A 17304-nucleotide genomic window follows, 5' to 3' on the forward strand; every position below is an offset into this window, starting at 1 on the left:
CATGAGGGGGTCTGGGGGGACTGGGAGAGGGCGCGCGCGGCTGCTGCCGGTGGCGCTGGCCGTCGTGCTCGCGGTCGCCGGGTGCACCAACGCGCCCCCGCCGCCGCTCGTGTCGCCCACCGAGGTGTCCGCGATCCCGCAGGAGAAGCTCAACGAGGTCGTCGTCGGCATCGACGAGCTCGCCGGCGGCTACAACCCGCACACCCTGGCCGACCAGTCGACGATCACCACGGCCCTGTCGTCGCTGCTGCTGCCCTCGGCGTTCCGCGCCGCCCCGGACGGCACGCCCCGGCTCGACACGACGATCATGGTCTCCGCCGGGGTCACCGGGACCGACCCCTACACGGTCACCTACGAGGTGCGCCGCGACGCGTCGTGGTCCGACGGCGCTCCGGTGGCCGCCGAGGACTTCGTGTACCTGTGGCAGCGGATGCGCGACGAACCCGGCCTCGTGGAGCCGGCCGGGTACCGCTTGATCTCCGACATCGCCTCCCGCGAGGGCGGCAAGACCGTCGAGGTCACCTTCTCGGAGCCGTACCCCGGCTGGCGGTCCCTCTTCAGCGACCTGCTGCCCGCCCACCTGCTCAAGGACCTGCCGGGGGGCTGGGGCGAGGCGCTCACCGACAGCTTCCCCGCCACGGCGGGCCCGTACGCCGTGAAGACCATCGACGCCGCCCGCGGCGAGATCATCCTGGAGCGCAACGACCGCTACTGGGAGCGTCCCACCGCCCTGGACCAGATCGTCCTGCGCCGCTCCACCCACAGCGGTACCGTCAGCGCCCTCGCCGGTGGCGACGACCAGGTGGCGCTCGTGCGCGCCGACGCCATCGCGGACAACCTGCTCGCCGACCTGGCCACGACCACGCAGCTGACCACGACGCCCGTGCCCAGGCCCGAGGTCGTGCAGGTGCTCCTGCGGCCCGTGAGCGCCCAGCTGGCCGACCAGCGGGTGCGCCGCGCGCTGGTGGCCGCGCTGGACCGCGACGCGCTCATCGTCGCGGGCACCGGCAACGGCCCGTCCGCCGGGCTGCGCGCCGACTCGCTGGTCGTACCGCCCTCCGCGACCGGTCACACGGCGACCCTCCCGCAGGACGCGCCCCCGGCGCGACCCGATCCCGCGCTGACCGAGCAGCTCCTCACCGAGGCGGGCTACACCCGCTCCGCCGGTGGTCAGTGGGGTCGGGACGGCTCGCCGCTGACGGTGAACCTCGCGGCTCCCGAGGGCGTGGACCCCTACGCGCAGGTCGCCGAACTGGTCCGCGGCCAGCTCGTCGCCGCCGGAATCACCGTGGCCCTCGCGACTCCGGACGCCGAACAACTGTTCACCGAACTGCTGCCGGGAAGGGCGCCGGAAAATCAGGCCGCCGTGGACTCGCGAGTGGATATCGCGGTCGTGCCGAGAGCGTCGTCCGGGGATTTCGCGAGCGATCTCGCGGCGTCATTCGGGTGCGTCACCAGCTCACCCGGTAGTTCGACCCCCGTTCCGGCTAATTCAGCCGCATTCTGCGACGAGTCGCTGCAACCGGCGATCGAGGCGGCTCTGACGGGTGAGATGATGCTCTCCGACGCGCTCGCGCAGATCGAACCCGTGCTGTGGCAGCAGGCCGTCGCCGTGCCGTTGTTCCAGGTGGCGGACGTGCTGGCGGTGCTGCCGACGGTCTCCGGGGTGGACGCGGGAGCGCCGTTGGCCGGTGTGCTGGCCGGTGCTGCCGAGTGGCGGCGGCTCGACCGCTGACCGGTCGCGCTCGCGCCCGAACCGTGTTCTCCTTTTACCCGTTCCGACGTGCGCTCCGCCACTGTTGTTCACAGTATTCCCACCGGCTGGTCAACAGAAGCTCCCTGCCGGTAACGGGGGAGTAGCATCCTGCTACCAGCGTGTCACCCTTTGGTCACGATCGGGCGGTGGGCAGTGACCGGTTGCACCAGTGCTTCTTACGGTGCTGCAACGGTGTGTCCGTTCGGGGCGCGTTTGGCACACCACGGGTAATGGGTGACGCAGGACCATCCGGTCGCGAGCACCCTGTGCTAGGAGGGCACGTGTCGATGAGGAGATCCAAAGCACTGCCGGCGGTCGCGCTGTTCTCGAGCGCGGCACTGGTTCTGAGTGCGTGTGGCGGCGGTGGTGGAGGTGGCGACACCGAGATCAGCAACGACGTCGCGGCCATGGCCGTGGCGAAGGGCGAGAACGAGAGCGACGCCTCGTACACCGCGCCCAAGGTGGAGGACATGGGCGAGGTGGTGGTGTCCACCGACAAGCCGTACACCACGTACAACAACGCCACCGCCGACGGCAACAACTCGTACAACACGTTTGCCCTGACCCTGGTGCAGACGGGTGCGTACCGCCTCAACGGCAACGAGAAGGTGATCCTCAACAAGGACGTCATGGAGTCCGTCGAGGTCACCAGCGAGAACCCCCAGGTCGTGACCTGGAAGATCAAGCCCGGCCTCAAGTGGTCCGACGGCGACAGCTGGGACTGCGACGAGTTCTACATGGCGTGGCTGGCGCAGAGCGGCAAGGCCAAGAAGGCCGACGGCAGCTCCTTCTTCCAGGCCGCCGCCACCAACGGTCACGAGCAGATGGACGCGAAGTGCGAGGACGCGACGACGTTCGTCGGCACGTTCGCCTCTCCGTACCCGGACTACAACGGCCTGTTCATGAACGACGTCCTGCCGGCGCACATCGGCGCGCAGAAGGCGGGCGTCGACGACATCAAGAAGATCACGCCGTCCAGCACCGCCGAGCTGGAGAAGCTCGCCGATTTCTGGAACACCGGCTGGAACGGCTTCGACGCCGCGATCATGCCGGGCTCCGGCCCGTACAAGATCACCGGCTACGAGCAGAACCAGTCGGTCACGCTGGAGCGCAACCCCGAGTGGGCCGGCAACCCCGGTGGTCCGTCCAAGATCACCCTGAAGGCCATCCCGGACCCGGTCGCGCAGGCTCAGGCGCTGGAGAACGGTGAGGTCTCCGTCAGCTTCTTCGCCCAGCCCGACGCCAACGCGGCCGACCGCCTGAAGGGCCTGGAGGGCCAGGGCGTCACGTTCGCGGCGTCCCCCGGCCTGTCGTTCGAGCACTTCGACCTGAACTTCAAGAACCCGGTGCTCGCCGACGACGCGGTCCGCAAGGCGTTCTTCCAGTGCGTCAACCGCCAGGACATCGTCGACAAGCTGATCTCGAACGTCCAGGCCGACGCCAAGCCGCTGGGCAGCCTCCTGTTCTTCCCGAAGGACGAGGGCTACACCGACGTCTACAGCGACAAGTCGACCGGTAGCGCCGACGAGGCCAAGAAGACCCTGGAGGGCGCCGGCTACACGCAGGGCGCCGACGGCATCTTCGAGAAGGGCGGCCAGAAGGTCACCTTCCGGATCAGCCACACCGACATCCCGCGTCGCAAGCAGACGGTCGAGCTGGTCCAGGGCCACTGCAAGGCCGCCGGCATCGACATCCAGGACGACACCGACCCGAACTTCCTCGACGAGCGGGTCAGCAACGGCGACTACGACGTGGCGCTGTTCGCCTGGTCGGGTGGCCCGTGGAAGTCGGAGAAGAAGTCGATCTACTCCACCACCGGTGGCCAGAACTGGCAGGGCGTGAGCGTCCCCGCCGCCGACGAGGCGCTGCAGAGCGCGGTGACGCAGGCCACGCAGGAGAAGGCGACGCCGTTCTACCAGACCGCCGACAAGGCGCTGGCCGACGAGTACGCGTCGCTGCCGCTGTTCCAGGCTCCGAAGATGTGGTCCTTCAAGGGCGTCGACCGCGTCTACAACCAGGGCTACGTGGGCGCTCTCTGGAACGCCAACGAGTGGCAGACCACCAGCTGATCGAACCCCCCCGGCCGCCGCTGAGCGGTTGAGGTGCGCACGGTCACAGGGGATGGGGTCGGACCACGAGTCCGACCCCATCCTCGTGAGCAGCCCCGAGGCCGCGCGTACAGTTTTCAGCGGCAGGGGCCAGTACCCGGCCTGACCCGGCCGCCGGGTGCCACCGAGGAGCTTGTCGTGATTCGCTACATCATCCGTCGTCTACTCATATCGCTTCCGATCCTGCTGCTCGGAAGCTTCCTGTCCTACGTCCTCGTGGCGTCCGCGGGAAACCCGCTCGCCGAGATGCGCGCCCGGCCCGGCGTGACCGAGCAGCAGGTCCAGGAGCTCGCCGCCGAGCTCGGCCTGGACAAGCCGGTCATCGCCCGCTACTGGGACTGGCTGACGAGCTTCGTGCAGGGCGACTGGGGCACGAGCGTCGCGCTCGGTCAGGCGCGGGCCGAGGTCTTCCCCTCCGTCACCGAGGCCCTGTGGGTCACCGGCCGGCTCGTCGTCGGCGCCGAACTGCTGGCCCTCGTGCTCGGCGTCTCGGTCGGCGTCCTCGCCGCCGTCCGCCAGTACTCGATCTTCGACTACCTGGCCACCAGCACGGCGTTCCTCATGTTCTCCATGCCGATCTTCTGCGTCGCGGTCATCATCAAGAGCTACGGCATCGAGTTCAACAACGTGCTCCAGTCGATGGGCGTCGACCGGTGGCTGACCACGGCCGGTCCGCCCACCGAGGGCTTCACCGGCAGCATCGGCGACGTGATCTTCAAGTACACCGGCACGTTCCTGCTGCCGACGCTGAGCCTGATGCTGATCAGCTTCGCCGCCTACAGCCGCTTCGAGCGCGCCTCGATGCTGGAGATCATGCACTCGGACTTCGTCCGGACGGCTCGCGCCAAGGGCATCTCCAACGGCCGAGTGGTCTTCCGGCACGCCTTCCGCAACGCGCTGATCCCGGTGGCCACGCTGTTCTCCCTCAACTTCGGCGCCGTCCTCTCCGGCGCGATCATCACCGAGCGCGTGTTCGGCTGGTTCGGGATGGGGTCGCTGCTCGTGGACTCGGTCCGGACGTTCGACCCCAACATGCTGATGGGATGGCTCGCCGTCACCGCGACGCTGGTCGTCCTGTTCAACCTGGTCGCCGACATCGTGTACGGCTTCCTCGACCCGAGGATCCGCCTTGGCTAACGTCAACCTCTCCTCGTCGACCACGGCGTCACCGGCGGAGGTCGGCGGCAAGGGGTCGAGCACCCACGAGTTCGACTCCACCACCGCCCGCACGCAGGGGCAGCTCGTCCGGCGCCGCTTCCTGCGGCACCGCCTGGCGATGGTCAGCTCGGCCGTGTTCGTGCTGCTGTGCGTCTTCGCGTTCGTCGGCCCGCTGCTGTGGACGTTCGACTACGAGGACGTCTCCAGCCGCTCCTACCTGCCGCCGAGCGGGGAGCACCCGCTGGGCACCACCCAGGTCGGCAAGGACACCCTCGCGCTGCTCATGCGCGGCACGGGCTTCTCGCTCCAGATCGCCATCGTGGTGGCCATCGTCGCGACGTTCGTGGGCGTGCTCTTCGGCGCGCTCGCCGGCTACCTGCGCGGCTTCGTCGACACGGCGCTGATGCGCCTGGTCGACCTGCTGCTGATCGTCCCGCAGATCGCGGTCGCCGCGATCGTCGTGAAGGGCCTGTCGGGCAGCTGGTACGTGGTGGCCCTCGTGCTCGCCACGTTCGGCTGGATGCAGATCGCCCGCATCACGCGCGGTGAGACGCTGTCGCTGGCCCAGCGCGAGTTCGTCGAGGCCGCCAGGGCCGCGGGCGCCACCACCCCGCGGATCATCTTCAAGCACCTCGTGCCGAACATGATCGGCAGCATCACCGTGAACGCGACGCTCGCCGTCGCCACCGCGGTGCTCGCCGAGGCGGCGCTGTCGTTCCTGGGTCTCGGTGTGCAGCTCCCCGACACCTCCCTCGGTGTCATCGTGAACGAGAACTACGGGCAGATCACCACCCGCCCGTGGCTGTTCTGGGGCCCGTTCGTGGTGATCGTGCTGATCTCGCTGGCCGTCAACTTCATCGGTGACGGGCTCCGGGACGCGTTCGACCCCCGGCAGACGAAGGTGCGTGCGTGATGGCAGAAGTTTCCGAGCTGGCGCAGGCGCTGCGGACCGACGACGTGTCTCAGCCACTGCTGTCCGTCCAGGACCTGGCGGTCACCTTCCCGACCGACGACGGCGACGTGCGCGCGGTGCGCGGCGTCTCCTTCGACCTGCGACCCGGCGACGTGCTGGGGATCGTGGGCGAGTCGGGCTCGGGCAAGTCGGTGTCCTCCATGGCGATCATGGGTCTGCTCCCGAAGAACGCCCGCATCACCGGTTCGATCCGGTACCGCGGCGAGGAGCTCGTCGGGCGCAGCTACAAGCAGCTCCAGAAGTTCCGGAGCAAGCACATCTCCATGATCTTCCAAGATCCGATGACGTCGCTCAACCCGGTTTACACCGTCGGCTGGCAGCTGGCGGAGGCATACCGGGCCCACCACGACGTGTCCCGCAAGGCCGCGTGGGCGAAGGCCGTCGAGTCGCTGGAACTGGTCGGCATCCCGCAGCCGGACCGGCGCGCGTCGCAGTACCCGCACGAGTTCTCCGGCGGCATGCGCCAGCGCGTGGTGATCGCCATGGCGATCATCAACGACCCGAGCGTGATCATCGCCGACGAGCCGACCACGGCCCTCGACGTGACCGTGCAGGCGCAGATCCTGGACACCCTGCTGCGCGTGCAGCAGGAGACCGACTCGGCGATCGTCATGATCACCCACGACCTCGGCGTCGTGGCGGGCATGGTCAACCGCGTGCAGGTGATGTACGGCGGCACGGTCGTCGAGTCCGGCGGCGTCGACGAGGTCTTCGAGGCCGCGCGGATGCCCTACACGATCGGCCTGCTGGGTTCCGTGCCCAACCCCCAGCTGCTGGGCAAGCGGCTGACCCCCATCAAGGGCGCGCCGCCCTCGCTGGTGAACCTGCCGACCGGCTGCGCCTTCTCCCCGCGCTGCCCGCTCGTCGTGGACGCGTGCCACGACGGCGAGCCGCAGCTCGTGCAGACCGACCACCCCGGTCATCGCGCGCGGTGCATCCGCTGGGAGCACCTCGCCGGGCTGGAGAGCCCGCAGCGGCTCTTCGCGCACGACGAGATCGGTGTCGTGGAGGACCCCGCGTCGTTCGTGGAGGTCAACCCCGACGTGCCGGTGGCTCAGGACCTCGCCGACGTGCACGCTCAGGACGAACAGGAGCGGACCTCATGAGCACCGCGACCGACGGCCAGCGCACCTCCGGTGCCGGCCAGCAGACCGCACCGCTCCTCCAGGTCACCGACCTGGTGAAGACCTTCCCGGTCCGGGGCAAGGGCATCATCCCGCGCGCGGTCGGCCAGGTGCAGGCGGTGTCCGGCATCAGCTTCGACCTCGACGTCGGGGAGACCCTCGGCCTGGTCGGCGAGTCGGGCTGCGGCAAGTCCACGGCCGGGCGCGCGATCCTCCAGCTCCACAAGCCCACGTCGGGCTCGGTGAAGTTCGAGGGCCGCGAGCTGACGAAGCTCAACGCGAAGCAGCTCCGGCCGATGCGCCGGGACATGCAGATCGTGTTCCAGGACCCGTACGCGTCGCTGAACCCCAAGTGGCAGGTCAACGACATCATCTCGGAGCCGTTGCAGATCCACGGCGTCGAGGGCGGCAGCAGGGGCGTGCAGCTGCGGGTCAACGAGCTGATGGAGCTCGTGGGCCTGAACCCGGAGCACCGCAGCCGGTACCCGCACGAGTTCTCCGGCGGTCAACGCCAGCGCATCGGCATCGCCCGCGCGCTCGCCCTGAACCCGAAGTTCATGGTGCTGGACGAGCCGGTGTCGGCGCTGGACGTGTCCGTCCAGGCCGGTGTGGTGAACCTGCTGGAGGAGCTCCAGGAGCGGCTGGGCCTGGCCTACCTGTTCGTGGCGCACGACCTGTCGGTCGTCCGGCACATCTCCGACCGGGTGGCGGTGATGTACCTCGGGTCGATCATCGAGATCGGCGACCGCGAGGACATCTACACCCGGCCGATGCACCCGTACACGCAGGCCCTGCTGTCGGCGGTGCCCGTGCCCAACCCCAAGCTGGAGCGCCAGCGCCAGCGCATCGTGCTCACCGGCGACGTGCCGAGCCCGGTCGACCCGCCCTCGGGCTGCCGGTTCCGCACCCGCTGCTGGAAGGCGCAGGACATCTGCGCCACCGAGGCGCCGAAGCTGGAGCGCCGCGGTCCGAGCAGCCTGCTGTCGGCGTGCCACTTCGCCGAGGAGAAGGCCGTCGTCTGACGCGTCCGGCCGAGGCCACCCGCACGGCGGTCCGCACCCGTGCGGGTGGCCTCGGCCGTTCCGCTGGACGGCCGAGCCTTAGAGTTAGCCGGTGACGCTGACTGCTCCACCACGGTTGCTGCTGGTACACGCACACCCCGACGACGAGAGCCTGTGGACGGGCGGCACGATCGCCCGGTACGCGGCCAGCGGCGTGCACGTCACCGTGGTCACCTGCACCCTCGGTGAAGAGGGGGAGATCATCCCCGCCGGCCTGCGCGAACTGGCCGCCGACGCGGCCGACCAGCTCGGCGGGTACCGGGTGGCGGAACTGAGGTCGGCGTGCGCCGCGCTCGGGCTCGCCGACCACCGCTTCCTCGGCGGCGTGGGCCGCTGGCGCGACTCCGGCATGGCCGGTGTTCCCTCGAACGAGCACCCGCGGGCGTTCGTGCGCGGGGAGAAGGACGAGCAGATCGCCGCGCTGAGCGAGATCGTGAAGCAGCTGCGCCCGCAGGTCGTCGTGACCTACGACGCCTTCGGCGGGTACGGGCACCCCGACCACATCAGGGCGCACGAGATCACGATGGCCGCAGCCGCGGGCGCTCCCGGCGTGGAGCGCGTCTTCCACACCGTGACCTCCCGCGAGGCGACCGAGCGGGGAGAGGCGGCCCTGGCGGAGTTCGCGGACCTGCCGTTCCGGCTGCCGCGGCCGGGCGAGCTGCCGGTGACCGACGACGCGCTCATCACGACCACGATCGACGTGTCCGAGCACCAGACCGTGCGGCTGCGCGCCCTGCGCGCGCACGCCACGCAGGTCAGCGTGTGGCAGGACGGGTCGGGCGGCGCGAGCTACGCGCTGTCCAACGGCATCGCGCAGCCCGTCGTGGACGCCGAGTACTACGTGCTGGCCCACGGACCCGCGCAGGGCGCGGCCGACGACCTGTTCGGAGGTCTGGGATGACGGGAACGGTGACGTGAGCGGCAAGGACCGGGTGGCGGTGGCCGTGCTGCTCGTGGAGGCCGTCGTCCTGGCGGTCCTGGAGGTGTTCTTCCTGAACCTCCGGTTCGACGGCACCCTGCTGCCCGACCTGTGGGACTTCCCGTTCCCGGTCACGGTGCTGGTGGCGATGGTCACCACGCCGTGGCTGGTGATCACCGCCGCGAAGGTCCACCCGAAGATGTCCGTCGCCGGGTCGCCGCTGCTGGTCTGGCTGGTGACGCTCGGGCTGTTCGGCTTCAGCGGTCCCGGTGGCGACGTGACGCTGCTGGCCGACTGGCGGGCGCTGCTGCTGCTCGGCGCGGGCGCGATGCCGGCCGCCGTGACGGTGGGGGCCGTGATGGGAAGGCCGCCCGTCGATGGCTGAGGCGATCACGGACCGCCACGTCGTCGCCGCGCTGCGGCCCTTCGTGCGGGCGACAGGTCCGCTGCTGGACGCGCTGCGCGAGTCGAACCCGCTGGGGCTGCGCGACCGGATCGCCGAGACCGACGGCGACCGCGGGCTGCTGGAGAAGCTGCACGACCAGCTCGCCGCCGTGAAGGCGCCCGGCACGGCGGCGTGGGCCGCGATGACGACCGAGCAGCGCGACGACTGGTGGCTCAACCGGGTCGGCCGGTTCGTGTCCCTGCTGACGGCCGTGCCCGGCATCGGCGGCGCGCTGGCCGACCGGCTGCCGATCCAGGACACCCTGGGCGCGGCCGGGCAGGGTCTGCTGCTGTGCGCGCTCGCCGGGGAGCACGGTCACACCTCCCACGGCGACCGCGTGCGACTGCTCGCCGCCGTGCTCTTCGACCGCGACGTGGACCCCGCTCTCGCGGAGGGCGGCGCCGAGGACGAGGACGAGCGCACCGCCGAGCTGACCGAGGACGTGGACCGGTCCAGGCGGGCGCACGGGAAGGTGACGCTCAAGGCCGTGGGACGCACCCTGTGGAAGCTGGGCCGGATGCTGTGGTCGCTCGGCGACGAGCTGGGCAAGCGTCCGCAGGGCCGCGTCGTGCACAGGGTCCTGGGGATGCTGCCGGTCGTGGGGGTGCTCGGCGACTACCTGGGCGAGCGGTCGGCGCTGCGCCGGGTGCGGCGCGAGGCGCTGGCCTGGTTCGCCGCGAACCCGCCGCCCGCGCGGTAGCTCAGGCCGGTACCCAGTACCGGTAGCGGTGGTGCGCGGCGCAGCCCAGCGCGTCGTAGAGCCGGACGGCCGCCGTGTTGTGCACGGCCACCTGGAGGGCGACGGTGGTGGCCCCGTGCTCCGCGCCCCACGCCGCCAGCGCCGACACCAGCTCCGTCGCGAGGCCCCGCCGGCGGTGCTCCGGGCGCACGGCGAGCCGCGCGACGTGCAGCAGGTCGCCCACGACGGCTCCGCGGACCGCGGCCACCACCTCGCCGTCGACGGCGCCGACGCCGAACCCGACGAGCGGGCCGGACGCCAGCACGTGCCGCTGGGCCGGTGTCGGGTCGGCCGAGGCCGTCAGCTTCCACCACGTGGGACGAGGAAGGGCCTCGATCCTCACCTGCTGAGACGCCGAGTCGGGGAACGCCGCCACCGGACCGGTGAGCACGACGGACTCCGCACCACCCGGATGGTCCAGGTTCACCCGCCAACCGGCGGAGGCCACCGCGCCCTCCGCCGCGGAGCCGACGACCACGTGCGCGGTCGGCGGGATGCCGTTCGCGGCGGCGAAGTCCACCGCGCGGCGCAGTGCCCGTTCGACCGGAATTCCGGGATCTCCGGTGGTCAGCGTGCTGTTGGCCCGCCCGGTGAAGCCGCCGGCCGCTCGCATCCGCCACTCGCCCAGCGGCTCGTCGGCCAGTGCGGGCCACGCGTCGGCGCAGCGGTGCTCCAGCTCCTCGGCCTCGTTCACCCCGGCATCCTGCCCCGCCGCGGTGTACGACCGACTGTGAAGTGGAACACCGCTCTAAGGCGAGCCTCACCGGGAGATACTCGAGGGTGCCGCGTAATCTCCGCGTGCGCGGTGCGGACGCGGAAGAAGAGCAGGAGAACGCAGTGACCTATGTGATCGCCCAGCCGTGCGTGGACGTGCTCGACAAGGCGTGCATCGAAGAGTGCCCCGTCGACTGCATCTACGAAGGCGACCGGATGCTCTACATCCACCCGGACGAGTGTGTCGACTGCGGTGCGTGCGAGCCGGTGTGTCCGGTGGAGGCCATCTACTACGAGGACGACGTCCCCGACGAGTGGAAGGACTACACCAAGGCCAACGTCGACTTCTTCGACGAGCTGGGTTCGCCCGGCGGCGCGTCGAAGGTGGGCAAGGTCAGCGCCGACCCGGTGTTCGTCAAGAACCTCCCGCCGCAGGCGGAGTGACCGCCCTGCGTCGGGGTCCGGCACTGCCGGACTTCCCCTGGGACTCCCTGGCCGACCACGCCGCCGTGGCGCGTTCGCACCCCGGCGGTGTGGTCGACCTGTCCGTCGGAACACCCGTCGACCCGGTTCCCGGCCCGATCCAGGACGCGCTGGCGTCCGTCGCCGACCAGCCCGGCTACCCGACCACGCACGGCACGCCCGCACTGCGCGCCGCGGCGGTCGGGGCGCTGGAGCGCAGGCACGGCGTGACGGGCCTGGACCCGGCGGCGGTGCTGCCCACGATCGGCTCCAAGGAGCTGGTCGCGTGGCTGCCGTCGCTGCTCGGGCTGGGGCCCGGCGACGTCGTGGCGATCCCCGAACTGGCGTACCCGACCTACGAGGTGGGGGCGCGGATCGCGGGAGCCGAGGTGGTGCGGCTCGCCGACGGCGAGACCCCGCCCCCCGGCACGTCGCTGGTGTGGCTGAACTCCCCGTCGAACCCGACCGGTCGCGTGCAGGACGCGGCGGCGCTGTCCGCCGCCGTCGAGGCCGCGCGCTCGACGGGCGCGATCGTGGCGTCCGACGAGTGCTACCTGGCGCTGAGCTGGGCGGCCGAGCCGGTGTCGGTGCTGCACGAGAGCGTGCGCGGCTCCGGGATCGAGGGCTTGCTCGCCGTGCACTCGCTGTCGAAGTCGTCCAACCTCGCCGGGTACCGCGCTGGCTTCGTCACCGGTGATCCGGTGCTGGTCGCCGGACTGCTGGAGATCCGCAAGCACGCCGGGATGATCGTGCCGAGACCGGTGCAGGAGGCGCTGACCGCCGCCCTGTCCGACGACGCGCACGTGGCCGAGCAGCGGGCCCGCTACGCGGCCCGTCGCGAGGTGCTGCTGCCCGCGCTGCGCGCGTGCGGGTTCACCGTGGACCACTCCGAGGGCGGCCTGTACCTGTGGTCGACCCGCGGCGAGGACGCGTGGGCGACGGTGGCGTGGCTGGCCGAGCGGGGCGTCCTGGCCGCGCCGGGCACGTTCTACGGCCCGGCGGGCGCGAGGCACGTCCGGATCGCCCTGACGGCGACGGACGAGCGCGTGGCCGAGGCGGCCTCCCGCCTGAGCTAGACCGGGGCGAGCGGGAACGCCCGGCTGTCGGAGACGCCGAGTGCCGCCGCGTCGAGCGCGCGGTGGCACTCGGCGACGACGCACGGGTGCTCCGGGAAGACGCCCCCGACGGGGGTCTGCACGCGCACCACCGGCCGCTTCGGCGCTCGACCGGTCGTCCCGGTCGGAGGTCCGGGGCGCCGGCTACGTGGTCGTCGGCGACGCTCGCGGGACGGGCGCGGCGACTCCGCGCTTCCACACGCCGACGACGTCGCGGGTGGCGGTGATGTCCCGGGCCGGATCGCGGGCGACCAGCAGGAGGTCCGCGCGCTTGCCGGGGGCGATGACCCCGCGGTCGTCCAGGCCGAACACCGCGGCGGCGCGCGAGGTCGCGGCGCTGAGCGCTTCGGACGGGCTCAGCCCCGCGTGGACGAGCAGCGCCAGTTCCTCGTGCGCGGAGGAGCCGTGGGCCACGCGCGCCGGTGAGGTGTCGTCCGCGTTCGCGTCCGTGCCGAGGACGATCGTCGCCCCGGCCCGGTGCAGCGCCCCGGTGGAGGCGAGGGTCTGGCCGAAGTTCAGCGACTTCGGTGTGAACGGGAGCTTCAGGGTCCTCAGGATGGTCCGCATCATCACCAGCGTCGGGGACACGGCCGTGCCGGAGGCGGTGACCCGCCGGGCCAGGTCGGCGGACAGGGTGTCCCTGACGGGTGCGTGGGTGATGACGTCCGCGCCCGCGTCGAGCGCGATCGCGTAGGCGCGGCTCGACGCGGCGTGCACCACGACCTTCTTCCCCGCGCGGTGCGCGTGGGCCACGAGGGCGGCGACGGTGTCCGGAGCGAGCGGCTTCGGCTGGAACGGCAGCTTCTCCTCCAGGACGATCTTCACGTAGTCGGGGTCCTGGTCCAGCCGTTCGGCGATCCACCGGGCGGCGTCTCCGGGACCCCGGACCGCGGTGGAGGCGGGGTGGTTCATCTTCCGCACGGCCGTGCCGCGAGGAGCGCACGCCGGGGAGGAGACGCCGCGCAGATCGGCGCGGGCGTCGTCGTCGGCGTCGCGGAGCGCGCGCAGGCCGTCCCACCGGGGCGTGCCCATGTCGAGCACGGTCGTCACGCCCCAGCGGAGCGCGGCGACGAGCTGGTCGGGGTGGTCGACGTGCACGTGGGTGTCGATCAGGCCGGGCAGCAGGTACCCGCCGCGCCCGTCGACCTCCGCTCCGCCGGGGCGGTCGACGATCACGCCGTCCTCGACGGCCACCGACGTCAGCGGGCCGAACGTGCCGTCGGCGGCGAGCGGGTGGACGTCGGTGATGGTGAACCGGGAGATGTCACGCCTCCACGAGCTGAGGGGGCAGCGCCTCAACGGCTGCCGGGACGGGGGTCGAGCGCGTTCAGGACGGTCGTCAGGGCTTCCGAGACCGCCCCGATCCGGGTGGGATCGGCCTTGCTCAGCAGTTCGTGCTGCGCGGCGACGACCTCGCCGACCACTCGCCGAGCGACGTCCGCGCCCTCGGGTGTCAGGGAGATGCGCCGGCTGCGCCCGTCCGCCGAGTCCGGCGAGCGGTCGACGTGGCCACGCCGTTCCAGGGAGCGCAGCACGTTGCTCAGCCCGCCGGTGGTGAGCAGCAGCCGGGACGACAGCTCCGAGGGCTTCACCCGCACGTCGCCCGCCGTCACCAGCGTTCCGAGCACGTCGTACTCCGCCCGGCTGAGGTCGAACCGGGCCAGCACGGCGACCGTGACGCGGTCGGTCAGGGCGTGCATCCGCGCCACCCGCTTGGTGAACTCGATCGTCGCCGCGGGCAGCTCGGGCGCTTCACGCGCCCACCACCGGACCACCTCCGCCACCTGGTCGGGCACCGGGACCTCCTCTCGACCGCGCCACATCAGCTTTGGTGAAAGCTTTTGTGAAAGCTACGTGGTCGAGAGGGTCGGTGTCCACCACCGGGGAGTTCGGGGCGGTCCTTCCGCCGACGTCGGTACTCGTCACCGTGGCAGGCGCAGGCGACGACTACTCGTACGAGGGATGGTGGACTGAGTTTTGACCACTGGCCAAACTCAGGAGGTCCGTTCGGGCGCGACCCCTCGGCCGCTCAGGCGGGCGTTGAGGCGGGCGGCCCGGCGGGTCAGGTGGTCGCGTTCGGCGAGGGTCTGGGCCTGGTGGGCCGCCTCGGCGTACAGCGTCGCCGCCGTCGCCAGGTCGCCGTCGCGCTCGTGCAGGTACGCCGCCACCGCCGTGTGGCGCGGCAGTGACGCGTCCAGCGCCGCCAGGGCCGCCAGACCGGCGCGCGGGCCGTCGGCCTCGCCCACGGCCACCGCGCGGTTGAGGCGGACCACCGGACTGTCGGTCAGGGCCGCCAGCTCGTCGTACCACTCCACGATCTGCACCCAGTCCGTCTCCTCGGCGGTGGGCGCGTCGGCGTGCAGGGCCGCGATGGCCGCCTGGGCCTGGAACTCGCCTAAGCGGTCTCGGGACAGGGCGGTCTGCAGGACGCGCACGCCCTCGGCGATCAGCCCGGTGTCCCACCTGCCCCGGTCCTGCTCGGCCAGCGGGACCAGGCCGCCGTCCGGCGCGGTCCGGCTGGCGCTCCTCGCGTGGTGCAGCAGCATCAGGGCCAGCAGGCCCGCCACCTCGGGGTGGTCGATCGCGGTCGCCAGCTGCCGGGTCAGGCGGATCGCCTCGGCCGCCAGGTCCACGTCACCCGAATAGCCCTCGTTGAAGACCAGGTAGAGGACGCGCAGCACGGTGGCCACGTCGCCCGGCCGGTCGAACCGCACGCCCGAGACCGTGCGCTTGGCCCGGCTGATGCGCTGCGCCACCGCGGCCTCCGGCACCAGGTACGCCCGCGCGATCTGGCGGGTGGTCAGACCGCCCACGGCGCGCAGCGTGAGCGCGACCGCGGACGACGGCGTCAGCGACGGGTGGGCGCACAAGAAGTACAGCAGGAGCGTGTCGTCCGCCGCGGCCGCCGGTCCCGGCTCCGGCTCCTGGTCGACGAGGTCCTCGCGCCGGCGGCGGGCCGTGTCCGCCCTGGCCGCGTCGAGGAACCGGCGCCAGGCCACGGTGATCAGCCAGCCCCGCGGATCTCGGGGCGGGTCGTCCGGCCAGACGCGGACCGCCTCGACCAGCGCGTCCTGCACGGCGTCCTCGGCCGTCGCGAAGTCGGCTCCGCGACGGACGAGGACGCCCAGCACACCCGGCGTGAGGCTCCGGAGCAGGCCCTCGTCCACCGGGGAGGTCACTCCGTGATGGTGGGCGGCGTGCCCAGGAACGGGCGCAGCTCCAGCCACTCGTGGATGGGCTTCCCGCCCGCGCCGGGAGCGGCCGACAGCTCCCCGGCCAGCTCGACGGCGCGCTCGTAGCCCTCGACGTCGATCACCATCCACCCGGCGACGAGGTCCTTGGTCTCGGCGAACGGGCCGTCGGTGACCGGCGGACGCCCCTCGCCGTCGTAGCGGACGAACGTCCCTCCCGGGGCGAGCGCCTGAGCGTCGACGAACTCGCCGGTCTCCTGCAACCGGGCCGCGAAGTCGTTCATGTACTGCACGTGCGCCGAGATCTCCTCCGGCGTCCAGTGCTCCATGGGCACGTCGTTGACCGCCGCCGGTGCGCCGCGGTAGTGCTTGAGCAGCAGGTACTTGGCCATCGTGTGTCTCCCGGTGCTGGTGCGGCCCTCCATTCTGGCCGCTTCACCCCTGAGACGGAGCCGGTGACGGGTTCTCGACATCCCCGCGGGGAGAACTTTCCGGCCCCGCGAGTTCCCGGGGACCCGGTCGGGTCCCCGGGAGCGCGTGCTCAGTTCTTGTGCAGGGCCTCGTTCAGGGTCACCGCGGCCTCGGGCCTGCGGGGGAGGACCTTCACCGCGCCGGTGGTCGAGTCGCGGACGAACAGCAGGCCCGACGCGCCGGAGAGCTCGCCCGCCTTCACGACGTCGCCCTCCGCCGTCGTCACCTTCGTGCCCGCGGTGACGTAGAGCCCGGCCTCGACCACGCAGTCGTCGCCCAGCGAGATGCCCACGCCGCCGTTCGCGCCGATCAGGCAGCGCTCGCCGATCGACACGACCTGCTTGCCGCCGCCGGACAGCGTGCCCATGATCGACGCGCCACCGCCCACGTCCGAGCCGTCGCCGACGACGACACCGGCGGAGATGCGGCCCTCGACCATCGACGTGCCGAGCGTGCCCGCGTTGAAGTTCACGAAGCCCTCGTGCATGACGGTGGTGCCGCTGGCCAGGTGCGCGCCGAGGCGGACCCGGTCGGCGTCGCCGATGCGCACGCCGGACGGCACGACGTAGTCGATCATCCTGGGGAACTTGTCCACCGAGTACACGGTGACCGGGCCGCGCCCGCGCAGCCGCAGGCGCGTCTGCTCGAAGCCCTCCACCGAGCACGGGCCGTGGTTGGTCCACACGACGTTCGTGAGCTTGCCGAAGACGCCGTCCAGGTTCAGGCCGTGCGGCTTCACCAGGCGCGTCGACAGCAGGTGCAGGCGCAGGTAGACGTCGTAGGCGTCGGCCGGGGGCGCGGACAGGTCGGCGATGCTGGTGCGCACCGCGATGACCTCCACGCCGCGCTCGGCGTCCGGGCCGATCACGCCGGTCGGCACCGCGCCCAGGTGCTCGGCGGCCTCCAGCTCGGACAGCAGTTGCGTGCCGATCGACGGCGGCTCGCCGAGTTCGGGCGACGGGAACCACGTGTCGAGAACGGTGCCGTCGGGGGTCACGGTGGCGATGCCGACGCCGAACGCGCCGGTGACGTTTGCGGTGCTCACGGCTGGCAACGGTAACGTGCCCG

At 71.6% G+C, this 17304-nt stretch carries 18 protein-coding genes; 11 read left to right on the forward strand and 7 right to left on the reverse strand.

Annotated elements, in window-relative coordinates; genetic code table 11:
- Position 1 precedes the first annotated feature (1 nt).
- The 9 genes from IMZ35_RS13525 to IMZ35_RS13565 all read left to right on the forward strand — a co-directional run bounded on the left by IMZ35_RS13525 (position 2) and on the right by IMZ35_RS13565 (position 10244).
- On the forward strand, positions 2-1735 hold the full coding sequence (locus IMZ35_RS13525; RefSeq protein ID WP_199441367.1) for an ABC transporter family substrate-binding protein: 1734 nt from the start codon (positions 2-4) through the stop codon (positions 1733-1735).
- Between the two features lie 308 nt (positions 1736-2043).
- Complete coding sequence (locus tag IMZ35_RS13530) at positions 2044-3825, forward strand: ABC transporter family substrate-binding protein (protein ID WP_199441368.1); 1782 nt, start codon at positions 2044-2046, stop codon at positions 3823-3825.
- A 177-nt stretch (positions 3826-4002) separates the two neighbouring features.
- The gene (locus IMZ35_RS13535; RefSeq protein ID WP_199441369.1) at positions 4003-5001 is read left to right on the forward strand and encodes an ABC transporter permease; all 999 of its coding nucleotides are present in this window, start codon (positions 4003-4005) and stop codon (positions 4999-5001) included.
- Positions 4994-5935: an ABC transporter permease gene (locus IMZ35_RS13540; RefSeq protein WP_199441370.1), complete on the forward strand. Its 942-nt coding sequence runs from the start codon at positions 4994-4996 to the stop codon at positions 5933-5935. The genes IMZ35_RS13535 and IMZ35_RS13540 overlap by 8 nt, the downstream gene beginning before the upstream one ends.
- Positions 5935-7101, forward strand: coding sequence for an ABC transporter ATP-binding protein (locus tag IMZ35_RS13545; protein WP_199441371.1), 1167 nt, complete (start codon positions 5935-5937; stop codon positions 7099-7101). The genes IMZ35_RS13540 and IMZ35_RS13545 overlap by 1 nt, the downstream gene beginning before the upstream one ends.
- Positions 7098-8141, forward strand: a complete 1044-nt coding sequence (locus IMZ35_RS13550; RefSeq protein ID WP_199441372.1) for an ABC transporter ATP-binding protein — start codon at positions 7098-7100, stop codon at positions 8139-8141. Before IMZ35_RS13545 ends, IMZ35_RS13550 begins: the two co-directional genes overlap by 4 nt.
- Positions 8142-8232: 91 nt before the next feature.
- Complete coding sequence (mshB, locus tag IMZ35_RS13555; RefSeq protein ID WP_199441373.1) at positions 8233-9081, forward strand: N-acetyl-1-D-myo-inositol-2-amino-2-deoxy-alpha-D-glucopyranoside deacetylase; 849 nt, start codon at positions 8233-8235, stop codon at positions 9079-9081.
- Positions 9082-9094: 13 nt separating this feature from the next.
- Positions 9095-9484 (forward strand): hypothetical protein, encoded by a 390-nt coding sequence (locus IMZ35_RS13560; protein WP_199441374.1) that lies wholly within the window; start codon positions 9095-9097, stop codon positions 9482-9484.
- Positions 9477-10244, forward strand: a complete 768-nt coding sequence (locus tag IMZ35_RS13565; protein WP_199441375.1) for a hypothetical protein — start codon at positions 9477-9479, stop codon at positions 10242-10244. Before IMZ35_RS13560 ends, IMZ35_RS13565 begins: the two co-directional genes overlap by 8 nt.
- Before the next feature lies 1 nt (position 10245).
- Here the strand turns inward: IMZ35_RS13565 and IMZ35_RS13570 are convergent, their stop codons facing one another.
- Entirely contained in the window at positions 10246-10977 is a 732-nt protein-coding gene (locus tag IMZ35_RS13570) for a GNAT family N-acetyltransferase (protein ID WP_199441376.1), read from the reverse strand.
- A 143-nt stretch (positions 10978-11120) separates the two neighbouring features.
- Between IMZ35_RS13570 and fdxA the strand changes: the two genes are divergently transcribed.
- A complete protein-coding gene (gene fdxA / locus IMZ35_RS13575; RefSeq protein WP_199441377.1) occupies positions 11121-11441 on the forward strand; it encodes a ferredoxin in 321 nt (106 codons plus the stop codon).
- A complete protein-coding gene (gene dapC / locus IMZ35_RS13580; RefSeq protein WP_307868057.1) occupies positions 11438-12535 on the forward strand; it encodes a succinyldiaminopimelate transaminase in 1098 nt (365 codons plus the stop codon). Before fdxA ends, dapC begins: the two co-directional genes overlap by 4 nt.
- Here dapC and IMZ35_RS31410 read toward each other — a convergent pair.
- From IMZ35_RS31410 to dapD, 6 genes are all read right to left on the reverse strand, one after another.
- Positions 12532-12657: a hypothetical protein gene (locus tag IMZ35_RS31410; protein ID WP_267877120.1), complete on the reverse strand. Its 126-nt coding sequence runs from the start codon at positions 12655-12657 to the stop codon at positions 12532-12534. The two genes, dapC and IMZ35_RS31410, sit on opposite strands and share 4 nt — an antisense overlap.
- Positions 12658-12718: 61 nt before the next feature.
- Positions 12719-13873: an amidohydrolase family protein gene (locus IMZ35_RS13585; RefSeq protein ID WP_199441378.1), complete on the reverse strand. Its 1155-nt coding sequence runs from the start codon at positions 13871-13873 to the stop codon at positions 12719-12721.
- On the reverse strand, positions 13870-14370 hold the full coding sequence (locus IMZ35_RS13590) for a MarR family winged helix-turn-helix transcriptional regulator (RefSeq protein WP_199441379.1): 501 nt from the start codon (positions 14368-14370) through the stop codon (positions 13870-13872). Before IMZ35_RS13590 ends, IMZ35_RS13585 begins: the two co-directional genes overlap by 4 nt.
- A 198-nt stretch (positions 14371-14568) precedes the next feature.
- Positions 14569-15741 carry an RNA polymerase sigma factor gene (locus IMZ35_RS13595; RefSeq protein ID WP_199441558.1) on the reverse strand — a complete coding sequence of 391 codons (1173 nt, stop codon included), beginning with the start codon at positions 15739-15741 and terminating at the stop codon, positions 14569-14571.
- A gap of 8 nt (positions 15742-15749) precedes the next feature.
- A complete protein-coding gene (locus IMZ35_RS13600; RefSeq protein ID WP_199441380.1) occupies positions 15750-16157 on the reverse strand; it encodes a YciI family protein in 408 nt (135 codons plus the stop codon).
- A gap of 149 nt (positions 16158-16306) precedes the next feature.
- Positions 16307-17281: a 2,3,4,5-tetrahydropyridine-2,6-dicarboxylate N-succinyltransferase gene (dapD, locus tag IMZ35_RS13605; RefSeq protein ID WP_199441381.1), complete on the reverse strand. Its 975-nt coding sequence runs from the start codon at positions 17279-17281 to the stop codon at positions 16307-16309.
- Positions 17282-17304: the final 23 nt, after the last annotated feature.

Origin of the sequence: Umezawaea beigongshangensis, assembly GCF_016464305.1 — a bacterium.
GTDB classification, from domain to species: Bacteria; Actinomycetota; Actinomycetes; order Mycobacteriales; family Pseudonocardiaceae; genus Umezawaea_A; species Umezawaea_A beigongshangensis.